This is a genomic window from Limosilactobacillus mucosae, assembly GCF_046939755.1.
Classification (GTDB): domain Bacteria; phylum Bacillota; class Bacilli; order Lactobacillales; family Lactobacillaceae; genus Limosilactobacillus; species Limosilactobacillus mucosae_A.
This window is the reverse complement of sequence record NZ_JBKZAY010000007.1, coordinates 1-19,021: the sequence shown is the minus strand read 5'-3', so window position 1 is coordinate 19,021 and position 19,021 is coordinate 1. Positions and strand designations below refer to the sequence as shown.

General features: G+C 47.9%; 18 protein-coding genes and 1 riboswitch. Of the genes, 17 read left to right on the top strand and 1 reads right to left on the bottom strand.

Annotated features, from left to right (window positions below):
- Positions 1-24: 24 nt before the first annotated feature.
- Positions 25-228, bottom strand: a complete 204-nt coding sequence (locus tag ACLUWI_RS03855) for a YjzD family protein (protein ID WP_033934762.1) — start codon at positions 226-228, stop codon at positions 25-27.
- 290 nt (positions 229-518) lie between these two features.
- Here ACLUWI_RS03855 and ACLUWI_RS03850 point away from each other — a divergent pair, with 290 nt between their 5' ends.
- The 17 genes from ACLUWI_RS03850 to ACLUWI_RS03770 all read left to right on the top strand — a co-directional run bounded on the left by ACLUWI_RS03850 (position 519) and on the right by ACLUWI_RS03770 (position 18,949).
- Positions 519-1,340 (top strand): alpha/beta hydrolase, encoded by an 822-nt coding sequence (locus tag ACLUWI_RS03850; protein WP_412146219.1) that lies wholly within the window; start codon positions 519-521, stop codon positions 1,338-1,340.
- 109 nt (positions 1,341-1,449) lie between these two features.
- On the top strand, positions 1,450-4,776 hold the full coding sequence (locus tag ACLUWI_RS03845; protein ID WP_412146218.1) for a DNA polymerase III subunit alpha: 3,327 nt from the start codon (positions 1,450-1,452) through the stop codon (positions 4,774-4,776).
- Positions 4,777-4,934: 158 nt separating this feature from the next.
- The gene (gene pyk, locus ACLUWI_RS03840; RefSeq protein ID WP_412146217.1) at positions 4,935-6,356 is read left to right on the top strand and encodes a pyruvate kinase; all 1,422 of its coding nucleotides are present in this window, start codon (positions 4,935-4,937) and stop codon (positions 6,354-6,356) included.
- A gap of 133 nt (positions 6,357-6,489) precedes the next feature.
- Positions 6,490-7,374, top strand: coding sequence for a S1 RNA-binding domain-containing protein (locus ACLUWI_RS03835; protein ID WP_412146260.1), 885 nt, complete (start codon positions 6,490-6,492; stop codon positions 7,372-7,374).
- Positions 7,374-8,288, top strand: coding sequence for a tyrosine-type recombinase/integrase (locus tag ACLUWI_RS03830; RefSeq protein WP_412146216.1), 915 nt, complete (start codon positions 7,374-7,376; stop codon positions 8,286-8,288). Before ACLUWI_RS03835 ends, ACLUWI_RS03830 begins: the two co-directional genes overlap by 1 nt.
- A complete protein-coding gene (locus tag ACLUWI_RS03825; protein ID WP_412146215.1) occupies positions 8,288-8,650 on the top strand; it encodes a reductase in 363 nt (120 codons plus the stop codon). The genes ACLUWI_RS03830 and ACLUWI_RS03825 overlap by 1 nt, the downstream gene beginning before the upstream one ends.
- A complete protein-coding gene (locus ACLUWI_RS03820) occupies positions 8,637-9,407 on the top strand; it encodes a segregation and condensation protein A (protein WP_412146214.1) in 771 nt (256 codons plus the stop codon). The genes ACLUWI_RS03825 and ACLUWI_RS03820 overlap by 14 nt, the downstream gene beginning before the upstream one ends.
- A 2-nt stretch (positions 9,408-9,409) precedes the next feature.
- A complete protein-coding gene (gene scpB / locus ACLUWI_RS03815) occupies positions 9,410-10,030 on the top strand; it encodes an SMC-Scp complex subunit ScpB (RefSeq protein ID WP_412146213.1) in 621 nt (206 codons plus the stop codon).
- Positions 10,002-10,718: a pseudouridine synthase gene (locus ACLUWI_RS03810; protein ID WP_412146259.1), complete on the top strand. Its 717-nt coding sequence runs from the start codon at positions 10,002-10,004 to the stop codon at positions 10,716-10,718. Before scpB ends, ACLUWI_RS03810 begins: the two co-directional genes overlap by 29 nt.
- 68 nt (positions 10,719-10,786) lie before the next feature.
- Positions 10,787-10,918: riboswitch (FMN riboswitch) on the top strand.
- Positions 10,919-11,026: 108 nt separating this feature from the next.
- On the top strand, positions 11,027-11,602 hold the full coding sequence (locus tag ACLUWI_RS03805; protein WP_412146212.1) for an ECF transporter S component: 576 nt from the start codon (positions 11,027-11,029) through the stop codon (positions 11,600-11,602).
- Between the two features lie 138 nt (positions 11,603-11,740).
- Positions 11,741-12,802, top strand: coding sequence for a helix-turn-helix domain-containing protein (locus ACLUWI_RS03800; RefSeq protein WP_412146211.1), 1,062 nt, complete (start codon positions 11,741-11,743; stop codon positions 12,800-12,802).
- Complete coding sequence (locus ACLUWI_RS03795; protein WP_412146210.1) at positions 12,795-14,243, top strand: RecQ family ATP-dependent DNA helicase; 1,449 nt, start codon at positions 12,795-12,797, stop codon at positions 14,241-14,243. Before ACLUWI_RS03800 ends, ACLUWI_RS03795 begins: the two co-directional genes overlap by 8 nt.
- 63 nt (positions 14,244-14,306) lie before the next feature.
- Entirely contained in the window at positions 14,307-14,903 is a 597-nt protein-coding gene (locus tag ACLUWI_RS03790) for an SAG1386/EF1546 family surface-associated protein (RefSeq protein WP_412146209.1), read from the top strand.
- Positions 14,904-14,922: 19 nt separating this feature from the next.
- The gene (cmk, locus tag ACLUWI_RS03785) at positions 14,923-15,603 is read left to right on the top strand and encodes a (d)CMP kinase (RefSeq protein ID WP_412146208.1); all 681 of its coding nucleotides are present in this window, start codon (positions 14,923-14,925) and stop codon (positions 15,601-15,603) included.
- 78 nt (positions 15,604-15,681) lie between these two features.
- Positions 15,682-16,911 carry a 30S ribosomal protein S1 gene (gene rpsA / locus ACLUWI_RS03780; protein WP_412146207.1) on the top strand — a complete coding sequence of 410 codons (1,230 nt, stop codon included), beginning with the start codon at positions 15,682-15,684 and terminating at the stop codon, positions 16,909-16,911.
- A 130-nt stretch (positions 16,912-17,041) separates the two neighbouring features.
- Positions 17,042-18,352, top strand: a complete 1,311-nt coding sequence (der, locus tag ACLUWI_RS03775) for a ribosome biogenesis GTPase Der (RefSeq protein ID WP_412146206.1) — start codon at positions 17,042-17,044, stop codon at positions 18,350-18,352.
- Positions 18,353-18,673: 321 nt separating this feature from the next.
- The gene (locus tag ACLUWI_RS03770; protein WP_033934753.1) at positions 18,674-18,949 is read left to right on the top strand and encodes an HU family DNA-binding protein; all 276 of its coding nucleotides are present in this window, start codon (positions 18,674-18,676) and stop codon (positions 18,947-18,949) included.
- Positions 18,950-19,021 lie beyond the last annotated feature (72 nt).

Here is a 19,021-nt window from a genome sequence, read left to right as displayed (position 1 = left end):
TCTTTTTATAATTGCTGAGTAAAATTATTTAGCAGCCTTTTCTGGGTTAGCCTGCTTTGAAATCAGGGAAATGCAGTTGGTTGCCAATAATGCTACAACAACGGCAACAATACCGGTAGTTACGTAATTAACCGTGCAGCTTTCCAGTTGACCGGCAATGTAGCCCAAAACGTCACCCAGAATAAAGCTCCAGATAATGATCATAATTTCTTTGCCAATTGTACGCATTTTAGTTCACCCCTTAGTTGGATACAAAACTATTCTAACATAAAAAATCTGACTTGAGTATTGATAATCTAAGGCATTATTAACCAACTGACTCAGGGGCCAAGGTGCCTTATAAGAAAAGAAAAGCGTTCCAAGGTCGGTTCGTTGACTGAAGACGGTGCTTAGGTTTTATAGAGCCTGGATCAGATTGGGCTGCATATTTTTAAGTTAGATAAATTCGTAAAATAAAGCTTTAAAAATGAAAAAATGTTATAATTCTAATAATTTTCTAATTAAGGGAGGAAGAAATTATGTCCGCATCGCTCGGTGATTCGCAGCTGTTGTTAAAGGCTATCGATGGCCAGCAGCTGTTCGTTCGCCAAAATTTACCCGTGGCGCCGGCTGCCGTATTGGTTATCGTTCATGGTCTGGGGGGGCATCAAGGTCGTTATGACTATATGACCAATTATTTTGTTCGCCATCAGGTTGCCGTCTATCGCTATGATCATCGTGGTCATGGCCAGACACCAGGACCGCATGGCGTTTATGGCGATTTTAATCATTTTCCTGATGATCTTAAAACCGTCGTTGACTGGGCCAAGAAAAATACGCCGCACCTGCCGATTTTTGTGGTTGGACACAGTCTGGGCGGCGGTACGGCAATGGCATTTGGCGCTAAGTATCCGAAGACGGTCAACGGCATTATTTCAGTAGGAGCTTTGACACGTTATCATCATCAGATTTTTGGACCAGTTCGTCATTTTGAAGATGATGAAACGATCAGCGGCAGCTTTGGCGATCGCAGTAACAGCAGTGCCTGGATGCGTCAAGACTATCAAGACGACCCATTGAACCTGACTGAGATTAAAGGCTCGCTGCTGAATGCGGCCATGGATCTGGTAGCTTTTAATCGAACGCATGCGGCTGATTTTGTTGATCCGGTCTTGATTCTGCATGGTGCCGAAGATGGCGTTGTCAGCGTCACGGATTCAATGGACAGCTATCGTGAGATCTCGTCGCGCGACAAAGAGCTCCATGTCTATCCATTTTTAAGACATCAGGTATTAAACGAACCATCGCGTCGACTGGCGGTCTATCAAGAAATTTTGGACTGGATAAAAAAACATGGTTAAATCAATGAAAAGTCAGCTGATCTGGAATCGACTGGCTTTTTATTAATGTCGCAGCGCGCTTTTCGGCATTGGCTTCTGCTATAATTTTTAAGGAAAGGATGGATGCCAAATGGAAATTGTGCCGCTCAACGTGATCAGCACCTATAGTCTCCTGCAGAGTCCGCTGCGCCCGACTGAATTGGTTCAAGGAGCCAAAAACAGGGGCTATCAAGCGGTTGCTTTGGCGGACTGGAACGTGATGTATGGAGCGATTGATTTTTATAATGCTGCCAAAGCATCAGGCATTAAGCCTTTGCTAGGGTTGCGGCTGTATTTGAAGACCACGGCAATGACCACGCAGGGCTTGGAAGTTTTGTTTTTGGCTCGTACGCAGGCTGGCTACGCTAATCTGATGCAGCTGTCGACTTTAAAGCAGACGCAGGCACAGGCACGTTTTTTAACGCAGCAGGAGATCGAGCCGTTTTTAACGGATCTGGATCTGATTTTACCTGCGCAGCCGCTGACGCTTGATCAAACGATGATTGACCAATGGCTGCCGGCACTGATTGAAAAAACGGCGCGGCATTGCTGGCTGGGGGTTGATCTGGAGCTTGACGCCATCCAGCGCGAACAGATCAGGCAGACGGCGCAGCACTATGCCATTTCATTGGCGGCGACGCCTAAAATTGAGTATCTGGAAAATGATGATGCTTTTGCGACCGATGTTTTAAGACATATCGAAAAGGGTGCCAAAATGGCCAACCCGTTTTTCCAAGCTCAGAATAAGATCAGTCACGCGCTGCCAACCAAAGAACAACTGCAGCAGGCCTTTTTAGACTCTGAATTTGAAGATGCGGCTGCTCAGACAGCGATAATCGCACGGGAATGCAATGTTGAAATCAAGTTTCAGAATCCCATCCTGCCTAAGTTTCCTACGCCACACCATCAAAGCGCGGCCGATTATCTAAAGCAGCTCTGTCTGGCTGGACTTAAAAAGCGTCCCTTGGCATCCGGATATTCGTCCGCTGATTATGAGCGGCGCTTGCAGCGTGAATTGACCACGATTCACGAAATGGGCTTTGATGATTATTTTCTGATTGTTTGGGATGTCATGCGCTTTGCTCACCAAAAAAAGATGGCGACAGATCCAGGACGTGGGTCGGCAGCCGGTTCACTGGTGGCCTATGTGTTAGAGATTACCGAAGTCGATCCCTTAAAGTATCAGCTGCTTTTTGAAAGGTTCTTAAATCCGGAACGAGCTCAGATGCCGGATATCGATTTGGATCTGCCTGATAATCGGCGTGACGAGGTTTTGCAATACGTTCATCAAAAATATGGTCATACCAGAGTTGCTCAGATCATTACTTTTGGGACGTTTGGCGCTAAGCAGGCCATCAGAGACGTGGGTCGTGTTTTTGGTATGCCGGTCTATGCTATCGATGAACTGGCCAGAGCGATTCCTAGTCTGCCTAAAATTACTCTGCAGCAGGCATTAAACGAATCGCGGACCCTTAATAATCTGCTTAGTGATTCTTCGCAGAACGCACTTTTGATGAAAACGGCACTCCGGATTGAAGGACTGCCCAGACACTACTCAACGCACGCGGCTGGGGTCGTTTTGTCACAAGCGCCGCTCAATCAGCTGGTTCCCTTACAAAACGGCAGCGATGGGCTCTTAATGACACAGTTTCCCAAAGATACGGTTGAGGCATTGGGGCTTTTGAAGATGGATTTCTTGGGTCTGCGCAACCTGTCAATCATGGATTCAGCTCTGCGTTTGATTGAAAAAAGCCAGCCCGATTTTGACCTGCATCAGATCAATCTCAATGATCCGCTGACTTTAAAGCTGTTTCAAACAGGAGCAACGGGAGGAATCTTTCAGTTTGAATCGAGCGGGATTCGTCAGGTCTTGATTCGTCTGCATCCAGAAAACTTTGAGATGATCGTAGCTGTTAATGCCCTGTATCGTCCTGGCCCCATGGATAACATTGCCCACTTTATTGCTCGTAAGGAAGGGCGCGAAAAGGTGGTTTTGCCGGATCCTTCATTGGCACCGATTCTGGCACCGACTTATGGCATTTTGGTATATCAAGAACAAGTAATGCAGCTAGCCGCTAAAATGGCAGGGTTTACTTTAGGACAGGCCGATCTGCTACGCCGTGCCATGAGTAAGAAAAAAGCCGACGTGATGGAACAGATGCGGGGACGCTTTATTAAAGGAGCAGTTGCCAATGGCTATTCCAAACCGATTGCCGAACAGGTTTTTGAATATATTGATCGGTTTGCTAATTACGGCTTCAACCGCTCGCATGCCGTAGCCTACTCAATGATGGCTTTTGAAATGGCCTATCTTAAATGCCACTTTGCACCGGCCTTTTTTGCCGCGCTCTTGAATGCTCACGCAGGATCAGAAAAGATGCGCACCTATTTTGAGGATGCCAAATCATTTGGCGTTACCATTGTCGGCCCCAGCATCAACTTTAGTCAGGCTGATTTTAGTCTGCATGGGGGGCGGGTCTTGTTTGGCTTGTCTATGATCAAAGGCGTGCGCCGCGATCTGATCAGCGAGATTCTCCGGAAAAGAGAGAATGGCCAGTTTGCCAGCTTGGCAGATTTTATTGGCCGCCTTGACGTCAGATTTAGAAAATCCGAGCTGATTGCGCCACTGATCTATGCTGGTGCATTTGATCATCTGGGCAGCAATCGTGCTGAAATGATTGACGCATTGGCGGATTTGATTGAAGGCGCCGAGTTCAACCAAGCGTTTTTGGGTAGCGATACTTTTCAAACGACGATTCCAGCTCGTCCTGAGTATCCATTGGCCCAGCGATTAGAAAAAGAGCATGAGTACCTGGGCGTCTATCTGTCAGGACACCCGGTCAGTCAATATCGATCATTGGCTGGTCAGCTGCACGCGGTTACGGTGGCGCGGCTAAAAGAGGGGATGAATGCGACATTAATCCTTTACGTTAGTCGCGTTAAAACGATCAATACTAAAAAAACGCATCAGCCAATGGCGTTCGTCAGTGCCTCAGATGAAACCGGCAGTATTGAGGTAACGGTTTTTCCAAAACAGTTCCAGCGCTACCAAGAACTGATTGCTGCGCGCAATGTCTTGATTATCAGCGGCCGAGTGGAAAATCGTAATGGCAGTCTGCAGCTGCTGGCCAGTCGAATTCAGCTGGCTTCGGCTGCTGGTGAGCGTGGATCGGCGCCAGCTAAGACGCGTTGGTTTCTGCAGCTGAGAAAGAATGCGCTGACGCCACGGTTAACCGCTCAGCTGCAGGAATTTATCAGCAGTCATCATGGCAACGTGCCAGTGATGATCTACTATCCTGAAAAGCGGCAGACGCGTCTGTTGCCACGTAGTCAGTGGCTCAGTGGAGATGAAGCGACTAAAAAAGGACTGATTGATCTTTTGGGGGTTAGCAACGTGGTCTATCAATCCGTGCCATGAAATGGTTTGTTTCCAGTGTCAAAAATAATTGAAGTGTTAGCGCTTTCCTGGTGTAATTAGTAAAGACAACGAATTTAAAAAGTGCTATGATAAGTGTTGTGCAAATGAGGTGCGCAATGGCGCAGTTTATGCATTAATGCAAAGGAGAGATGTCACTTATGAAGAAAACCAAGATTGTAAGTACCCTTGGTCCTGCAAGTACTGATGTTGACACGATTGTAAAGCTGATCAATGCTGGTGCCAACATTTTCCGTTTCAACTTCTCACACGGTGATCACCCAGAACACCTGGGCCGGATGAACAATGTTAAGAAGGCTCAAGAAATCACCGGTAAGCACGTTGGTCTGATGTTGGACACTAAGGGTGCTGAAATTCGTACTACTGTTGAAAAAGACGGTAAGATCGAATTCAATGCTGGTGACAAGGTTCGGATCTCAATGGATGACTCCATTGAAGGTACGCACGAAAAGATTGCTGTTACCTACCCAGGTCTGTACGACGACGTTCACGTTGGCGGCCACGTTCTGTTTGATGATGGTCTGATCGACATGATCATCGATGAAAAGGACGAAGCTAACCATGAACTGGTCTGCACGGTTCAAAACCATGGTATGCTGGGTTCACGCAAGGGTGTTAACGCACCTGGCGTTTCCATCAACCTGCCAGGTATCACGGAAAAGGACTCTAGCGACATTCGTTTTGGTCTGGAACAAGGTATCAACTACATTGCCGCTTCCTTCGTTCGTAAGCCAGAAGATATCGAAGACATTCGTGCACTGCTGAAGGAAAAGAACATGGAAGACGTTCAAATCTTCCCTAAGATCGAATCTCAAGAAGGTATCGACAACTTCGAAGCAATTATGCAAGTTGCTGATGGTCTGATGGTTCCACGTGGTGACATGGGTGTTGAAATCCCAGCTGAAAACGTGCCATTGGTACAAAAGAAGATGATTCGCCGCTGCAACGAAATGGGCAAGCCAGTTATCACGGCTACCCAAATGCTGGACTCCATGGAAGAAAACCCACGCCCAACGCGTGCCGAAGTTTCTGACGTTGCCAACGCTGTCTTTGATGGTACTGATGCAACGATGCTGTCTGGTGAAAGTGCCAACGGTGACTGGCCAGTAGAAGCCGTTTCTACGATGGCTCGCATCGACGCTAAGGCTGAAAACAACCTGGACCTGTTCGGTACGGAAACGTTCAACTTTGACAAGAGCGACGTTACGGAAACGATCGGTTCTGCAGTTGCCCAAGCCGCTAAGGACCTTGACATCAAGGTTATCGTAGCCGCTACTTCTTCAGGCTACACGGCTCGTATGATCTCCAAGTACCGTCCAAACGCCGACATTCTGGCTTTGACGTTTGATGAACGGACTGAACGCGGTCTGATGGTTAACTGGGGTGTTCAACCATACGTTGTTGACAAGCCAGCTGACACTGATGAAATGTTTGCTCTGGCTGCTAAGAAGGCAGTTGAACTTGGCTTTGCCAAGTCGGGCGACAAGATCATCGTGGTTGCCGGTGTTCCTATGGGCACGCCAGGTGCAACCAACCTGATGCGGGTTGAAACGATCAAGTAGTCTTGATTATTTCATCCGCAAAAACCGTCTGTCATTAGACAGGCGGTTTTTTTACTCCTTTGCTTTTATTTTGTTCTAATATTATGTAAAATAGGCTAGATACTCAACTGAGAAAATTAAGGATGATAAAATGATAAATTCAGTACTTGGCAAAGTCGTCGATGCCGTAATGATTGACGAAAACGACCATGATTATTTCGTACAGCCTGCGCGTAACGGTCAAACCTATCGCTTGCCTAAGGATGAAAGTCCCCAGGTCTTGCATATTGGCGGTTCCGTTCGTGGTTTTGTCTATGAAAATGAAAATCACCAGCTGCAAATGACCTGCCAACATATTCCAACAATTCAAGTCGACCATTATGATTTTGGGACGGTTGTTGGTGTACGCCGCGACTTAGGCGTCTTTGTCGATATTGGTCTGCCCAATAAAGATATTGTCGTTTCGCTGGATGATCTGCCAAGTCTCAAGCATCTATGGCCGCAAAAAGGCGATCGCTTAATGATGGCGCTTAAGGTTGACGAAAAAAATCGAATCTGGGGCCAGCTGGCAGATGAGGGCGTTTTTGAAGCCATCGCTAATCGTCCCAATCCCCGGATGAAAAACAAGGACGTTAAGGCAACGGTCTACCGCTTGAAGATGGCGGGAACGTTTGTGATTACAGATGACTACTGCCTAGGCTTCATTCACCCAAGCGAGCGCGATCAAGAGCCTAGATTAGGTCAGCAGGTCTCGGCACGAGTAATCGGTCTATCAAGCCATGGCAGCCTTAACCTTTCATTAAAGCCGCGTGCTTACCAGGCAATCGGTGAAGATGCCCAGATGCTTTTGGAAATGCTGCGCCGAACACCAGACCACATGCTGCCATTTACAGACAAGAGTGATCCCGAGGCAATTCGGCAAGAGTTTGGCATCAGCAAGGGCCAGTTTAAGCGTGCCGTCGGTCACCTTTTAAAAGCACGGCTGGTCAGCATGGTTAACGGCAAGCTGATATTAATTAAGGATCCAGATGATGAATAATGAATAAAGCACCGCTGCAGCAGGCTGCTGCTGACTATATTGAACAGCTGCGAGTTGAACGGCGGCTGGCCGAAAACACCATTGCCAGCTATCAGCGTGACCTCCAGGATGCTATCCGCTACCTGCAAGCTGAGCATGCAGATTGGCAAGAAGTTGATCAAACTGCAATTCTGGCTTTTTTAGATCACCTAAAAAAACAAGGCGTGGCTCAAGAAACCATTAATCGCCACATCGTTAGTCTGCGCCAGCTTTATAAGTTTCTGCGTCAAATGGGTCGAGTCGAAGGCGATCCGTTGGCACAGCTGACGACTACGGCCGCTCCGGCTAAGCCGATGCCGGTTTTATCTGCCGATCAAGCTGCCAGTCTTTTAAGCATCCCCAATGTCAAGAATCGGACTGGGTTGCGTGATCGAGCAATCTTTGAGCTGCTGTATGCGACCGGGATGCGAGTCAACGAGCTGCTGAGCTTAAAAATGGCTGACGTTGATCTTAATGCTCAGCTGGTCATGCCTCATGATCGGGCTGGGCGCAAGCGAGTCGTGCCCATCAGCGATGTCTGCAGCAACTGGCTGAAGCGTTATGTAAGCGAGGCACGGCTGGAATTAATGCATGATGATACTGATGTCTTCTTTTTGAATAATCGTGGACAAGCATTAACGCGGCAGGCAATCTGGCAAAAGCTGCGGGCGGCTGGCAGTCAGGCTGGGCTTGACCTAGACGTAACGCCAGATGTCTTGCGAGCTACGTTTGCTCATGAGATGCTGGCTAATGGTGCGGACCTAAGAGCCGTACGGGTGATGCTTGGTCATCAGTCGCTAAGTACAACGGAACGCTATGCACCGGCTGCTGATGTTCATTTAGCTGCCCAGTATCGTCAGTATCATCCGCAATCAGCTAACGGGAGGAATCAATGATGCTAGTACCATATCGTAAAGACTATCGTAAAATTATTCTGGGTATTTTGTCATTTATTCCTGGACTGCGTGACTATGACCGCGTGGCTGAAGAGGTCGACTGGTCATTGGGTGTCGGCAATCCGATCTACCTGTGGCAAAATGATGCGGATGGCGATTTTAGCGGAGCGGCGATTGTTGAATTAGGTCCAGAGTACGTCTTGATTCGTCGGATTTCTTTTCTGCCCAGTGAGCGTTCTGGTAAAAACGTCTATGCTTTTTTAACGGCCTTGCATCAGAAATATGCTAATCGTCGCTTGATGGGAACCATGGCAACACAGCCATTGATTACGAACTGGGAGAAGATGCATGAAAAACAATGAAAACCAGCTGCTGCAGCATCCTTATCAGCCCAATATCAAGCTGGCTGACTTTGAAGGCCCGCTTGATCTGTTGCTGCATTTGATTCGGCAGTCGGAGATGGATATTTATGATATTCAGATTGCTGAGATCACTGGCCAATACATGCAGTATCTGCGCCAGATGCAGCGTCATCAGCTGGAGGTTGCCGGTGAGTATTTTGTCATGGCGGCAACTTTAATGGCGATCAAGAGTCAGATGCTTTTGCCTAAGCCACCCGTGCCAGAAGATGAAGAAGCGGTTGAAGAGGATCCGCGTGAGGAACTGGTGGAGCAGCTGCTGGAATATCAGCGCTATAAGCAGGCGGCAGAAAAGCTTAAGGATAAAGAAGCCTTTCGTCAAAAAGAGTTTACGCGTACGGCAATGGCGGTTCCGCCAGAATTCATCCATCCGCAAACGGCGCCGGGAACTACGATTGAACAGCTTAAGGAAGCCTTTGAACAGGTTTTAAAAAAACATCAGTCGCTCGAACCAGAAACGGCTACCGTTGCACCAGAAAAAACCACCGTTGAGCAACGAATTCGATTTGTCATGCAGCGTGTCAGCCAAGGAGCGGTTGCGTTTGAGGAGCTGTTTGAAGATTTAAAGACACGGGATAATCTGGTGACGACGTTTTTAGCCGTTTTGGAACTGGCTAAACATCGCCGAATCATCTTGCACCAAGCCGCGCGTTTTGCTCCATTGATTCTGACACCTGGAAAATTAAGTGAGGAAGATTAAGCTTGAACCCATTAGCTGAAATTGAAGGACTGCTGTTTATCAGCGGCGATGAAGGAATTTCACTGGGCGATCTGTCTAAAGTGACGGGATATCTAAAACCCGCGATTTTGGAAATGGTTGCTCAACTGAAAGAAAAATATCAACAAGACGAAAACTGTGCTCTAACGCTTTTGGACAGCGACTCGGTTTATCGTTTGGCAACCAAGGCTCAGCTTGCAGACGTCATGCAGCATTATTTCGAGGAACCGCTGACGACGCCATTGACGCAGACGCTGTTAGAGGTCTTGGCCATCGTTGCTTATAAACAGCCATTGACGCGGCTTGAGATTGATGAAATCCGAGGCGTGCAGAGTTCTGGCTCGCTGCAGAAACTGACGGCTCGCGGCTTGGTTGAGACGCACGGTCGATTGGCAGTTCCGGGACGGCCGTTTTTATACGTTACGACGCCAGCCTTTTTGGACTACTTTGGGCTGACGACTTTAGACGAGCTGCCAGACCTTGACAAGAATCTGCAGCCAGAGGACCTGGATGGCGATATCTTTTTAAGAGCTCTGCAGTCACGACAAATGAGAAAGGAATCATTAGAAAATGAAGATGGAAAGACTCCAAAAAGCAATGGCTGAGGCAGGGGTAGCCAGTCGGCGCGCTTCGGAAAAACTGATCGTAGAAGGTCACGTCAAAGTCAACGGCAAGCTGGTCACCGAACTAGGCACCAAGGTCAGCTCAAGCGATCAGGTAACGGTTGACGGGGTACCGTTGGAGCGCGAACAGCCGGAATACTATCTGCTTAATAAGCCCCGCGGCGTAATCACGTCAGCCCATGATGAGCATGGCCGCAAGACGGTGGTCGATATCCTAAAAGAAGGTGGGGTAACCGCGCGCATCTATCCGGTTGGCCGCTTGGATTATGATACGACCGGCGTTTTGCTTTTAACTAATGATGGCGCCTTGGCAAATAAGTTGATGCATCCCAGCTTCGAGATTGAAAAAACGTACGTTGCCAAGGTCAAGGGCTTGATTTCCAACCATGATCTGGAACGGTTGCGTCATGGTGTTGTGATTGACGGTAAAAAGACCAAGGAAGCCAAGCCCAAGCTTTTGAGTACTGACAAGCAGCATCGCGTGTCAATCGTGCGCCTGACGATTCATGAAGGCCGTTATCATCAAGTCAAAAAGATGTTCAAGGCAGTTGGCCATCCAGTTGAAAAACTTACGCGAGAAAGCGATGGAATTTTAAATCTTAAGGGACTGCCTGGTGGACAATGGCGTGAGCTGAAGATGGATGAGATCAATGCTTTAAAAAAACTATAAGCTTTTGATTGAAGACGCAGAATGATTATGCTATAGTTTAAGCGATCATGAAATTAATTTAATCATAGGTTTATCTTCAAGGCAGGGTGTGATTCCCGACCGGCGGTAAAAGCCCGCAACCCGATGACGTTCCTCGTTATCGGTGGAACCTGGCGCAATTCCAGGTGCCGACAGTATAGTCTGGTATATAGAAGATTTTCGCTCAAACGAAATTAGTGTTTGCCGCAGATGAACCGTTTTCATCTGCGGATTTTTTTGTTGGGCGATCAGCCCCGGAGATGACCTTCATTTATTAGGAGGTTTTAATCATGACAGTTTCTAGCATTCGTATTCAACGCCTGGCTGGGATTGCCTGCTTGAGTGCATTGGCATTTGTTTTAATGATGCTGGAGTTTCCGATTGTTCCAGTTGCCGCATATCTAAAGCTGGACTTTTCTGACGTGCCGGTATTATTGGGAACGCTGATCTATGGACCGGTTAGCGGAATCATCATTGCAGCCGTCAAGTGTCTGATCCATGCCTTGGTCTATGGCTTTTCAATTGGCGAGCTTTTAGGCGTGGGCAGCGACTTTATTTCATCTTTGGCGCTGCTGCTGCCATTTGCGTGGGCGGCTAAAAAAACGGCGCTTAAGCCGGCACAGCGCTATTTAGTGGGAACCGGCGCGGGAATGCTGGTCTTAACGGTGGTCATGTCGCTTTTGAACTTGTGGGTCTTGACGCCGCTTTACATGAAAATCTGGGGCTGGAAGCCAACGATGCCGGTTGCTTCTTTAGTGGCAATCGGAGTCGTTCCATTCAATATTATCAAGGGACTGCTGGTTGGTGGAGTCTCCTCGCTGTTGGCAATGCGTCTTTCCAACTGGTTGGCTAAGCATCAAATGTAAGATTAATCAATAAAACGACTGTTGACGATAATCCGCGGACTCAATTCAATTGGCTTGCGGGGATGGTTTAGCTGCAGTCGTTTTTTTTTGGTGAAATTTCGTATAATTTGCATATAGTATTTCAAGGGGGGTGAAAAATTGAAGAGCTATTTTATTGAAATGTTGACCGATCAGCCTAGAAGAACGGCGGTTTTACGCAATACCGTCAAAAACAAGCGAACCGTTGCAACTTTATTTTGGGCCCGCGAATATGGTGTCTTAAAGTGGCTGGGGTCTAATCCAAGACTCACGGTTAACGAATTTGAGCAATGGCTCGTTCAAATGAGACAGGCCGGCTTGATCAAAATGAATGATCAGACGGCATGGCTTACACCCAGTGGGATTGCCGAAAAAGAAAAATTTATAAAAACGCATTATCAGCCGCAGTTTGGAAAATGGTCTTGGCTGGCGAGACCCGATCAATTGGCCCCACGCGTCTTGTTGGCAACGCAGGCGGTCAGTCAGTATGCTCACCGGCAAAAGCATTATGTTCCCTTGAATCTGGCTCCGGCCGAGCTATATTTTGTCCATCGGTGGTTTTATGAAAATCGAAATCAAATCGTTGACGACTGGGCATCAGAACTGCAGCAGGCGGCTACTGATCTAGCCAGACTGGATGAGCGACTGGCAAAGCTGCTGGTGTTTTCTTTGCCTGGCTATCAAACGACAGGCTGGACGATTGATCAGGCAGCGCAGGCTTTAAAGGTCTCAGTCGATGAGGCCATGATCATGGAGCGGGATGTCTGGCTGGGCATTGCCTATTTGGCAGCCAGACAGTCAGCAAGTCTGTTAAGGAGTCTGCTGTCTGATCATCTGCATGAAACACCGCTGAGTCGCAGTGCTGCGTTTACTCTGCGAATGTTTGAACAGGGCTTTTCACTGGAGCAGATCAGTCAAAGAAGGCATTTGAAACTCGGAACCATTCGCGAGCATATCCTGGAAACAGCAATCTTTATGCCCAGATCGCTGATGCTAGATCGCTTGCTGACTCCAACACGAATCGACCAGCTGGCGGCACAGTATCATGGCAAACCAGCTACCTGGGAATTTCGGCCGCCAATCCTTGAGCCGCAATCACCAGCCGATAAGCTGCAAAACGAGCAGAGCTTCTTTGAGTATCGGCTTTTTCAGATCATTAAGGGAGGTGAGCGTAATGGATGAACAGTTGCTATATCAAACGCTGAGGCAGCAGTTTGGCTTTGATGAATTTCGGCCAGGTCAAAAAGAAACGATTCAAGCCGTCTTGAATCAAAATGACGTCTTGGCGGTTTTGCCAACGGGGGCTGGCAAGACGCTTTTGTATCAGTTGCCAGCTTATCTGATGCCAGGCAGCGTTTTGATTGTTTCGCCACTGATCTCTTTAATGCAGGATCAAGTCGATCGTCTGCGTCAGCATGGTGAGCGTCAGGTCGTGATGCTGAATGCCACTTTAACGGGTCGCTCGCGTCAACAGGTCTTAAAACGGTTAGCGTCCTATCGCTTTATTTTTGCCTCACCAGAAATCCTGGCTCAGCCTCCAATCAAGCAAGCATTGAGAAAATGTCGAATCAGTCTGTTGGTAATTGATGAAGCGCATTGTATCTCACAGTGGGGTCCTGATTTTCGGCCTGAGTATCTGCTGCTAAAAGAAGTCAAAAACGATTTGAAACGGCCGCCGATTCTGTTGTTGACGGCTACTGCCACGCCGCGGGTTCAAAATGATATTCTCCAAAAAATGGGGCTTGATGAAAAAAACGTCAGGCGAGTGATTCGCTCAGTCAATCGTCCTAACATCTTTTTGGCAGTCGATCAGGTTGAAGATGATCAGCAAAAGCGTCAGCGGCTGGCTAAATGGCTACATGAGCTGGGCGGCGGCGGGATTATATATTTTTCCAGCCGTAAGCTGGCCAATGAGCTCGCAGACTGGCTAGGTGAAATGACTGGACTTGAGGTGGCGGCATATCACGCTGGGATTTCGGCAATTGATCGTTTCCGCATTCAGCAGCAGTTCATGCAGGGACAATTACAGGTTGTTTGTGCTACCAGTGCTTTTGGCATGGGAATTGATAAAGATGATATTCGCTATGTGATTCACTATCATCTGCCAGGCAGTCTGGAAAGCTACGTACAGGAGATTGGGCGGGCGGGTCGCAATCAAAAGCCGGCCCTCGCGCTGTTGATGTATTCACCAGGTGACGAACAGATTCAAAGACAGCTCAGTCAGATTGAACTGCCTGGTCAAGCGGTGGTGGAAAAAGTCCAGCAAAAAAAGCTGCCGGAAAATGTGCTGGGGCCGCAAGCTGAATTGATCGAGTTTTATCTCAGCCATGGCTGGAACTATGCAAAATTAACCGCGATGCTCAAAAATAGAGGTCGCCTGGTCAATCAGCAGCTGGCAGCTATGCTGAGCTACGTTAATGAAAAAGAGTGCCGTCGCGCTAATATCATGCGTTATTTTGGCGAATTGCCAACTGATTGTCCCAACTGCTGTGATTGCCACCAAAACGAATGGCGGCTGAGTGATCTTAAGCTGCCGGCCGCGTTGAATCCGGTCGTCAGCGATCAGCTGGATTGGCAAAAACGGCTGCAGTTTCTGTTTGCCAAGGAATCGAAAACTGGCTAGACAGGCATGGCTTTTTTGCGCTACAATCGATTCAATCACTGAAATATAAAGGAGCGTTCGTTAATGAGTGAACGACGTGAAGACCATCGCCAAGAGGCGGGCAAACTTTGGGACAAGACCTTTGAAGACAATCAGGATCTTGATGATTCCGGCCATCTGTCGCGAACGGCCCATCGCAAACAAAGCTCGCATAATTCACGCATCACAACGATACTGATCGTTTTGATCGTGATTTTAGCAGCAACCCCAATTATTTATTGGGTTCATCATGAGCAGTCATTCAATCATCCGCAGCAGACGGAAAAGGTTGCTCAGTCCGTATCGAGCAAGGCAAAAAAAGCATCCAGCCACGCGAAGTCTAAAGCCAAGTCCAAGTCAAGCGCTGCTGAGACTGCCAAGTCCAAGACAGCGAAAGCTAAGCGCAGCAGTCAAGCGGATTCAACCAGCATTACCAGTGCCCAGAGCAGTTCATCTTCAAGTATGGCTGCCAGTACCTCATCAACCAGTGAGAGTGGGGCAAAGTATACGACGGTTGGCTCAGGACAAGGCATCTATCGCGTGGCAACCAATAATGGACTGACAGTTGCGGAGCTGGCCAGTCTCAACAACATATCGCCCAATACGCCGTTGCATCCAGGGCAGCAGCTGCGGGTCAAATAAGGGGAGAATTTGAAAACTTATGGAAAAAGGATTGCAAGTGGCCATTGATGGTCCAGCTTCATCAGGGAAAAGCACGGTCGCAAAAATCATTGCCAAGCGGTTTGGCTACGTTTACTGCGATACTGGTGCCATGTATCGTTCGGTAACGTGGGCAGCGTTGGAAAATGGGGTTAACGTCAGTGATACCAAGCAGGTAATTGAGCTGGCCCGCCGAATCAAGATTACGTTTGAGCCGGGGCAGCCTGATCAGCGTGTTTTCGTTGATGGTCATGAGGTCACCAAGGATATTCGAACAGAAAAGATCGCGGCCAACGTTTCAGCAGTTGCTGCCATTCCAGAAGTTCGGACTCAAATGGTTGAACAGCAGCGGCAGATTGCCCAGGCTGGCGGGATCGTAATGGACGGCCGCGATATTGGTACGACGGTTTTGCCAAATGCCCAGGTTAAGGTGTTTTTGGTTGCCAGTGCCCATGAGCGCGCTCGGCGTCGTTATGAAGAAAATCTGCAAAAAGGCCTGGCAACGCAATCACTGGCGGAACTGGAAGCAGCCATCAAACTGCGTGATCAAAAAGATTCGACGCGCAAGGTTTCGCCGCTGACCCAGGCTAAAGACGCGACTCTAATTGATACGACGAGCTTAACGATTGATCAGGTAGTTGATGAAATCAGCGCACTGATTAAAAAAAACCAGGACAATTAATTCTAAACACTGGTAAACTTGGTTCAACTCTAGTAAAATAGTGGCTAGAGTTGATTGTTGCAAGGAGGATTTTTTTTAATGGCTGAAAACGAAAACAAAGACGCGATGTTAGAAGCGCTCGACAGCATCAAAGAAGTTAAGGTTGGCGATGTTGTTAAGGGCAAGGTACTGCAAATTGATGATCGTCAAGCGATCGTTGGTATTGAAGACTCAGGTGTTGAAGGGGTTGTCCCGGCTAACCAACTGTCTTCCAAGCCCGTTGAAGACATCAACACGGTTGTGAAGGTCGGCGACGAACTGGACCTGGTTGTCATCTCCAAGATTGGCAGCGACAAGGAAAACGGCAGTTACCTGCTTTCACACCGGCGCTTGGAAGCCATGAAGGTATGGGACGATCTGGAAAAGAAATTCGAAGCTGGTGAAACGATCACGGCTAAGGTTACCCAAGCTGTTAAGGGTGGCCTGGTTGTAGATGCTGGCGTTCGTGGTTTCGTACCTGCCTCAATGATTACTGACCACTACGTTGAAGACTTGAACCAATTCAAGGGTCAAGAACTTGAATTCAAGATTGTTGAAATTGAACCAAGCGACAACCGCCTGATTCTTTCTCACAAGGAAATCGTTCAAGCTCAACACGAAGAAGCTGCCAAGAAGGTCTTCTCCGAACTGCAACCTGGCGACGTTGTCGAAGGTAAGGTAGCTCGGATGACTAACTTTGGTGCCTTCATCGACCTTGGCGGTGTAGACGGTCTGGTTCACGTTTCCGAAATTTCTTACGACCACGTTGACAAGCCATCTGACGTACTGGAAGCTGGCCAAGACGTTAAAGTTAAGGTTCTGAGCGTTGACCCAGAACGCGAACGTATTTCTCTGTCCATCAAGCAAACGCTGCCTGGACCATGGGATGACATCCAAGACAAGGCTCCAGTTGGTGCTGTCTTGACTGGTACTGTTAAGCGCCTGACCAGCTTTGGTGCTTTTGTTGAAGTATTCCCTGGCGTTGAAGGTTTGGTACACATTTCCCAAATCTCCCACAAGCACATTGCTACGCCAGCTGATGTTCTGAAGCCAGGTGAAGAAGTCAAGGTTAAGGTTCTGAACGTTGACCCTGAACACCAACGTCTGGGCTTGTCCATCAAGGCATTGGAAGAAAAGCCAGCTGGTTCTGACAACAACGAAGGCCACCGTGGCGGCAACCGTCGTCCTCGTCGTCGTAACAACGACTACAAGGCTAACATGCCAGAAGAAGAAAACGGCTTTACGCTGGGCGATCTGATCGGTGACGAACTGAAGAACGCTCGCAAGTAATTTAACATTGCGTTAAGAGCAAAGCTGGGATTTTTCCCAGCTTTGTTTTTTCATTAAGACTTTTTAGGCTCGAGCCTGAAAGTTTTATTTAGGAATAGATTAAATCTAATTAGAAAGAAGGTGCCGATTTATGGCAAATCCAATCGTAGCTATCGTTGGTCGCCCCAATGTTGGCAAATCCACGCTGTTTAACCGGGTTGCCGGCGAACGAATCTCAATCGTGGAAGATACGCCAGGCGTTACGCGTGATCGTATCTATGCCCATGGCGAGTGGTTGAGCAAGCATTTTAGCTTGATTGATACTGGTGGGATTGAAATGTCTGACCAGCCGCTGTCAACTCAGATTCGCGAACAAGCTGAAGTGGCGATTGACGAGGCTGACGTTATCGTAATGGTGGTCGACGTGCGCAGCGGTGTTACCGATGCCGATGAGCAGGTTGCTCAGATTCTGTACCGGTCTGATAAGCCGGTTGTTTTAGCGGTCAATAAAGTTGATAATCCAGAACGACGCTCCGATGTCTATGACTTCTACTCGTTGGGCCTGGGCGAACCATATCCAGTTTCCAGTGTTCATGGCGTCGGCGTTGGGGATTTGTTGGATGCCGTCATCAAAAACTTCCCTGAAAATGCCGCCAACGATGAAGACGACACGATTCACTTTAGTTTGATTGGCCGGCCCAACGTTGGCAAGTCTTCGATCGTCAATGCCATGCTGGGTGAGGATCGGGTGATCGTATCCAATATTGCTGGGACAACGCGCGATGCGATTGATACGCATTTTAAGGCGGATGGTCGCGAGTTTACGATGGTTGATACGGCTGGGATCAAGAAAAAAGGTAAGCTTTATGAAAATACCGAACGCTATGCCCTCATGCGCTCGATGCGGGCGATTGATGGCAGCGACGTGGTATTGGTCGTTTTAAACGCTGAAGAAGGCATTCGGGAGCTGGATAAGCATATTGCCGGCTACGCGCATGAAGCTGGTAAGGGGATCATTATCGTAGTCAACAAGTGGGATACGATTCCAGATCGTGACCAACGCACGATGACTGACTTTACCAATCTGATTCGCCAGGAGTTCCAGTATCTTAGCTATGCTCCGATTATTTTTGTTTCGGCTAAGACGCGGCAACGGCTGCTCAAATTGCCAAAGATGATTGAAGAGGTCTATGATCATTGTCGCCGGCGGATTCAATCATCAGTGCTCAATGACGTTATCATGGATGCAATTGCGGCTAATCCAACGCCAAGTACGAATGGTCGGCGGCTGCGCGTCTACTATGCAACTCAGGTGGCGATTGAGCCGCCAACGTTTGTTATTTTTGTCAACGATCCGGACCTGATGCACTTCTCATATGCGCGTTATCTGGAAAACCAGATTCGACAGGCGTTTGATTTTTCAGGAACGCCGATTCATCTGATCAAACGGAAGCGGAAATAGGCTGTGCCATGGGATAGCTAGTGGCTTTTATTCCCAAAATCAAACCGGACTTATCTTAGATGAGCGTGACTTTTATCAGCATTTGGCGATAGGAAACGGTTAAATCAGCTAAATTTTCATGATAACGTTCGCAAATCGGCGTTTAATTGAAATTTCATTTAAAAAGTCCGTTAAACCGCTTGTCAGCGCGGTTTCACTATGCTAATCTAGTTTTTGAAATGATGCGTGAGCACGTTATTGTTTCGTTAATTTTGGACCACTCAAAATTAACTGATCCTATGGCGAGGAAGTTTCCATCGTCAATGGTGGGAGGTGAAACACATGGCAAACAAAGCACAACTGGTTAGCGACGTTGCTACGGCAACTGGTCTGACGAAGAAGGATGCTACGGCTGCTGTAGACGCTGTCTTCAGTTCCATCCAAGCATCTCTGGCCAAGGGTGAAAAGGTTCAATTAATCGGTTTTGGTAACTTTGAAGTACGGCAACGTGCCGCACGTAAAGGTCGCAACCCACAAACTGGACAAGAAATTGAAATCCCTGCAAGCAAGGTTCCAGCATTCAAGCCGGGCAAAGCTTTGAAGGACGCCGTTAAGTAATTAACGACGATAAAAAAATTAAGCGACGATCGTTTTTTCGATCGTCGTTTTTTATTGGCTTGATAATCTTTG

Coding starts and splice junctions, on each gene's coding strand:
- ACLUWI_RS03855 (WP_033934762.1), bottom strand. CDS start 228: ATGCGTACAATTGGCAAAGAAATTATGATCATTATCTGGAGCTTTATT.
- ACLUWI_RS03850 (WP_412146219.1), top strand. CDS start 519: ATGTCCGCATCGCTCGGTGATTCGCAGCTGTTGTTAAAGGCTATCGAT.
- ACLUWI_RS03845 (WP_412146218.1), top strand. CDS start 1,450: ATGGAAATTGTGCCGCTCAACGTGATCAGCACCTATAGTCTCCTGCAG.
- pyk (WP_412146217.1), top strand. CDS start 4,935: ATGAAGAAAACCAAGATTGTAAGTACCCTTGGTCCTGCAAGTACTGAT.
- ACLUWI_RS03830 (WP_412146216.1), top strand. CDS start 7,374: ATGAATAAAGCACCGCTGCAGCAGGCTGCTGCTGACTATATTGAACAG.
- ACLUWI_RS03825 (WP_412146215.1), top strand. CDS start 8,288: ATGCTAGTACCATATCGTAAAGACTATCGTAAAATTATTCTGGGTATT.
- ACLUWI_RS03820 (WP_412146214.1), top strand. CDS start 8,637: ATGAAAAACAATGAAAACCAGCTGCTGCAGCATCCTTATCAGCCCAAT.
- ACLUWI_RS03810 (WP_412146259.1), top strand. CDS start 10,002: ATGGAAAGACTCCAAAAAGCAATGGCTGAGGCAGGGGTAGCCAGTCGG.
- ACLUWI_RS03805 (WP_412146212.1), top strand. CDS start 11,027: ATGACAGTTTCTAGCATTCGTATTCAACGCCTGGCTGGGATTGCCTGC.
- ACLUWI_RS03795 (WP_412146210.1), top strand. CDS start 12,795: ATGGATGAACAGTTGCTATATCAAACGCTGAGGCAGCAGTTTGGCTTT.
- ACLUWI_RS03790 (WP_412146209.1), top strand. CDS start 14,307: ATGAGTGAACGACGTGAAGACCATCGCCAAGAGGCGGGCAAACTTTGG.
- cmk (WP_412146208.1), top strand. CDS start 14,923: ATGGAAAAAGGATTGCAAGTGGCCATTGATGGTCCAGCTTCATCAGGG.
- rpsA (WP_412146207.1), top strand. CDS start 15,682: ATGGCTGAAAACGAAAACAAAGACGCGATGTTAGAAGCGCTCGACAGC.
- der (WP_412146206.1), top strand. CDS start 17,042: ATGGCAAATCCAATCGTAGCTATCGTTGGTCGCCCCAATGTTGGCAAA.
- ACLUWI_RS03770 (WP_033934753.1), top strand. CDS start 18,674: ATGGCAAACAAAGCACAACTGGTTAGCGACGTTGCTACGGCAACTGGT.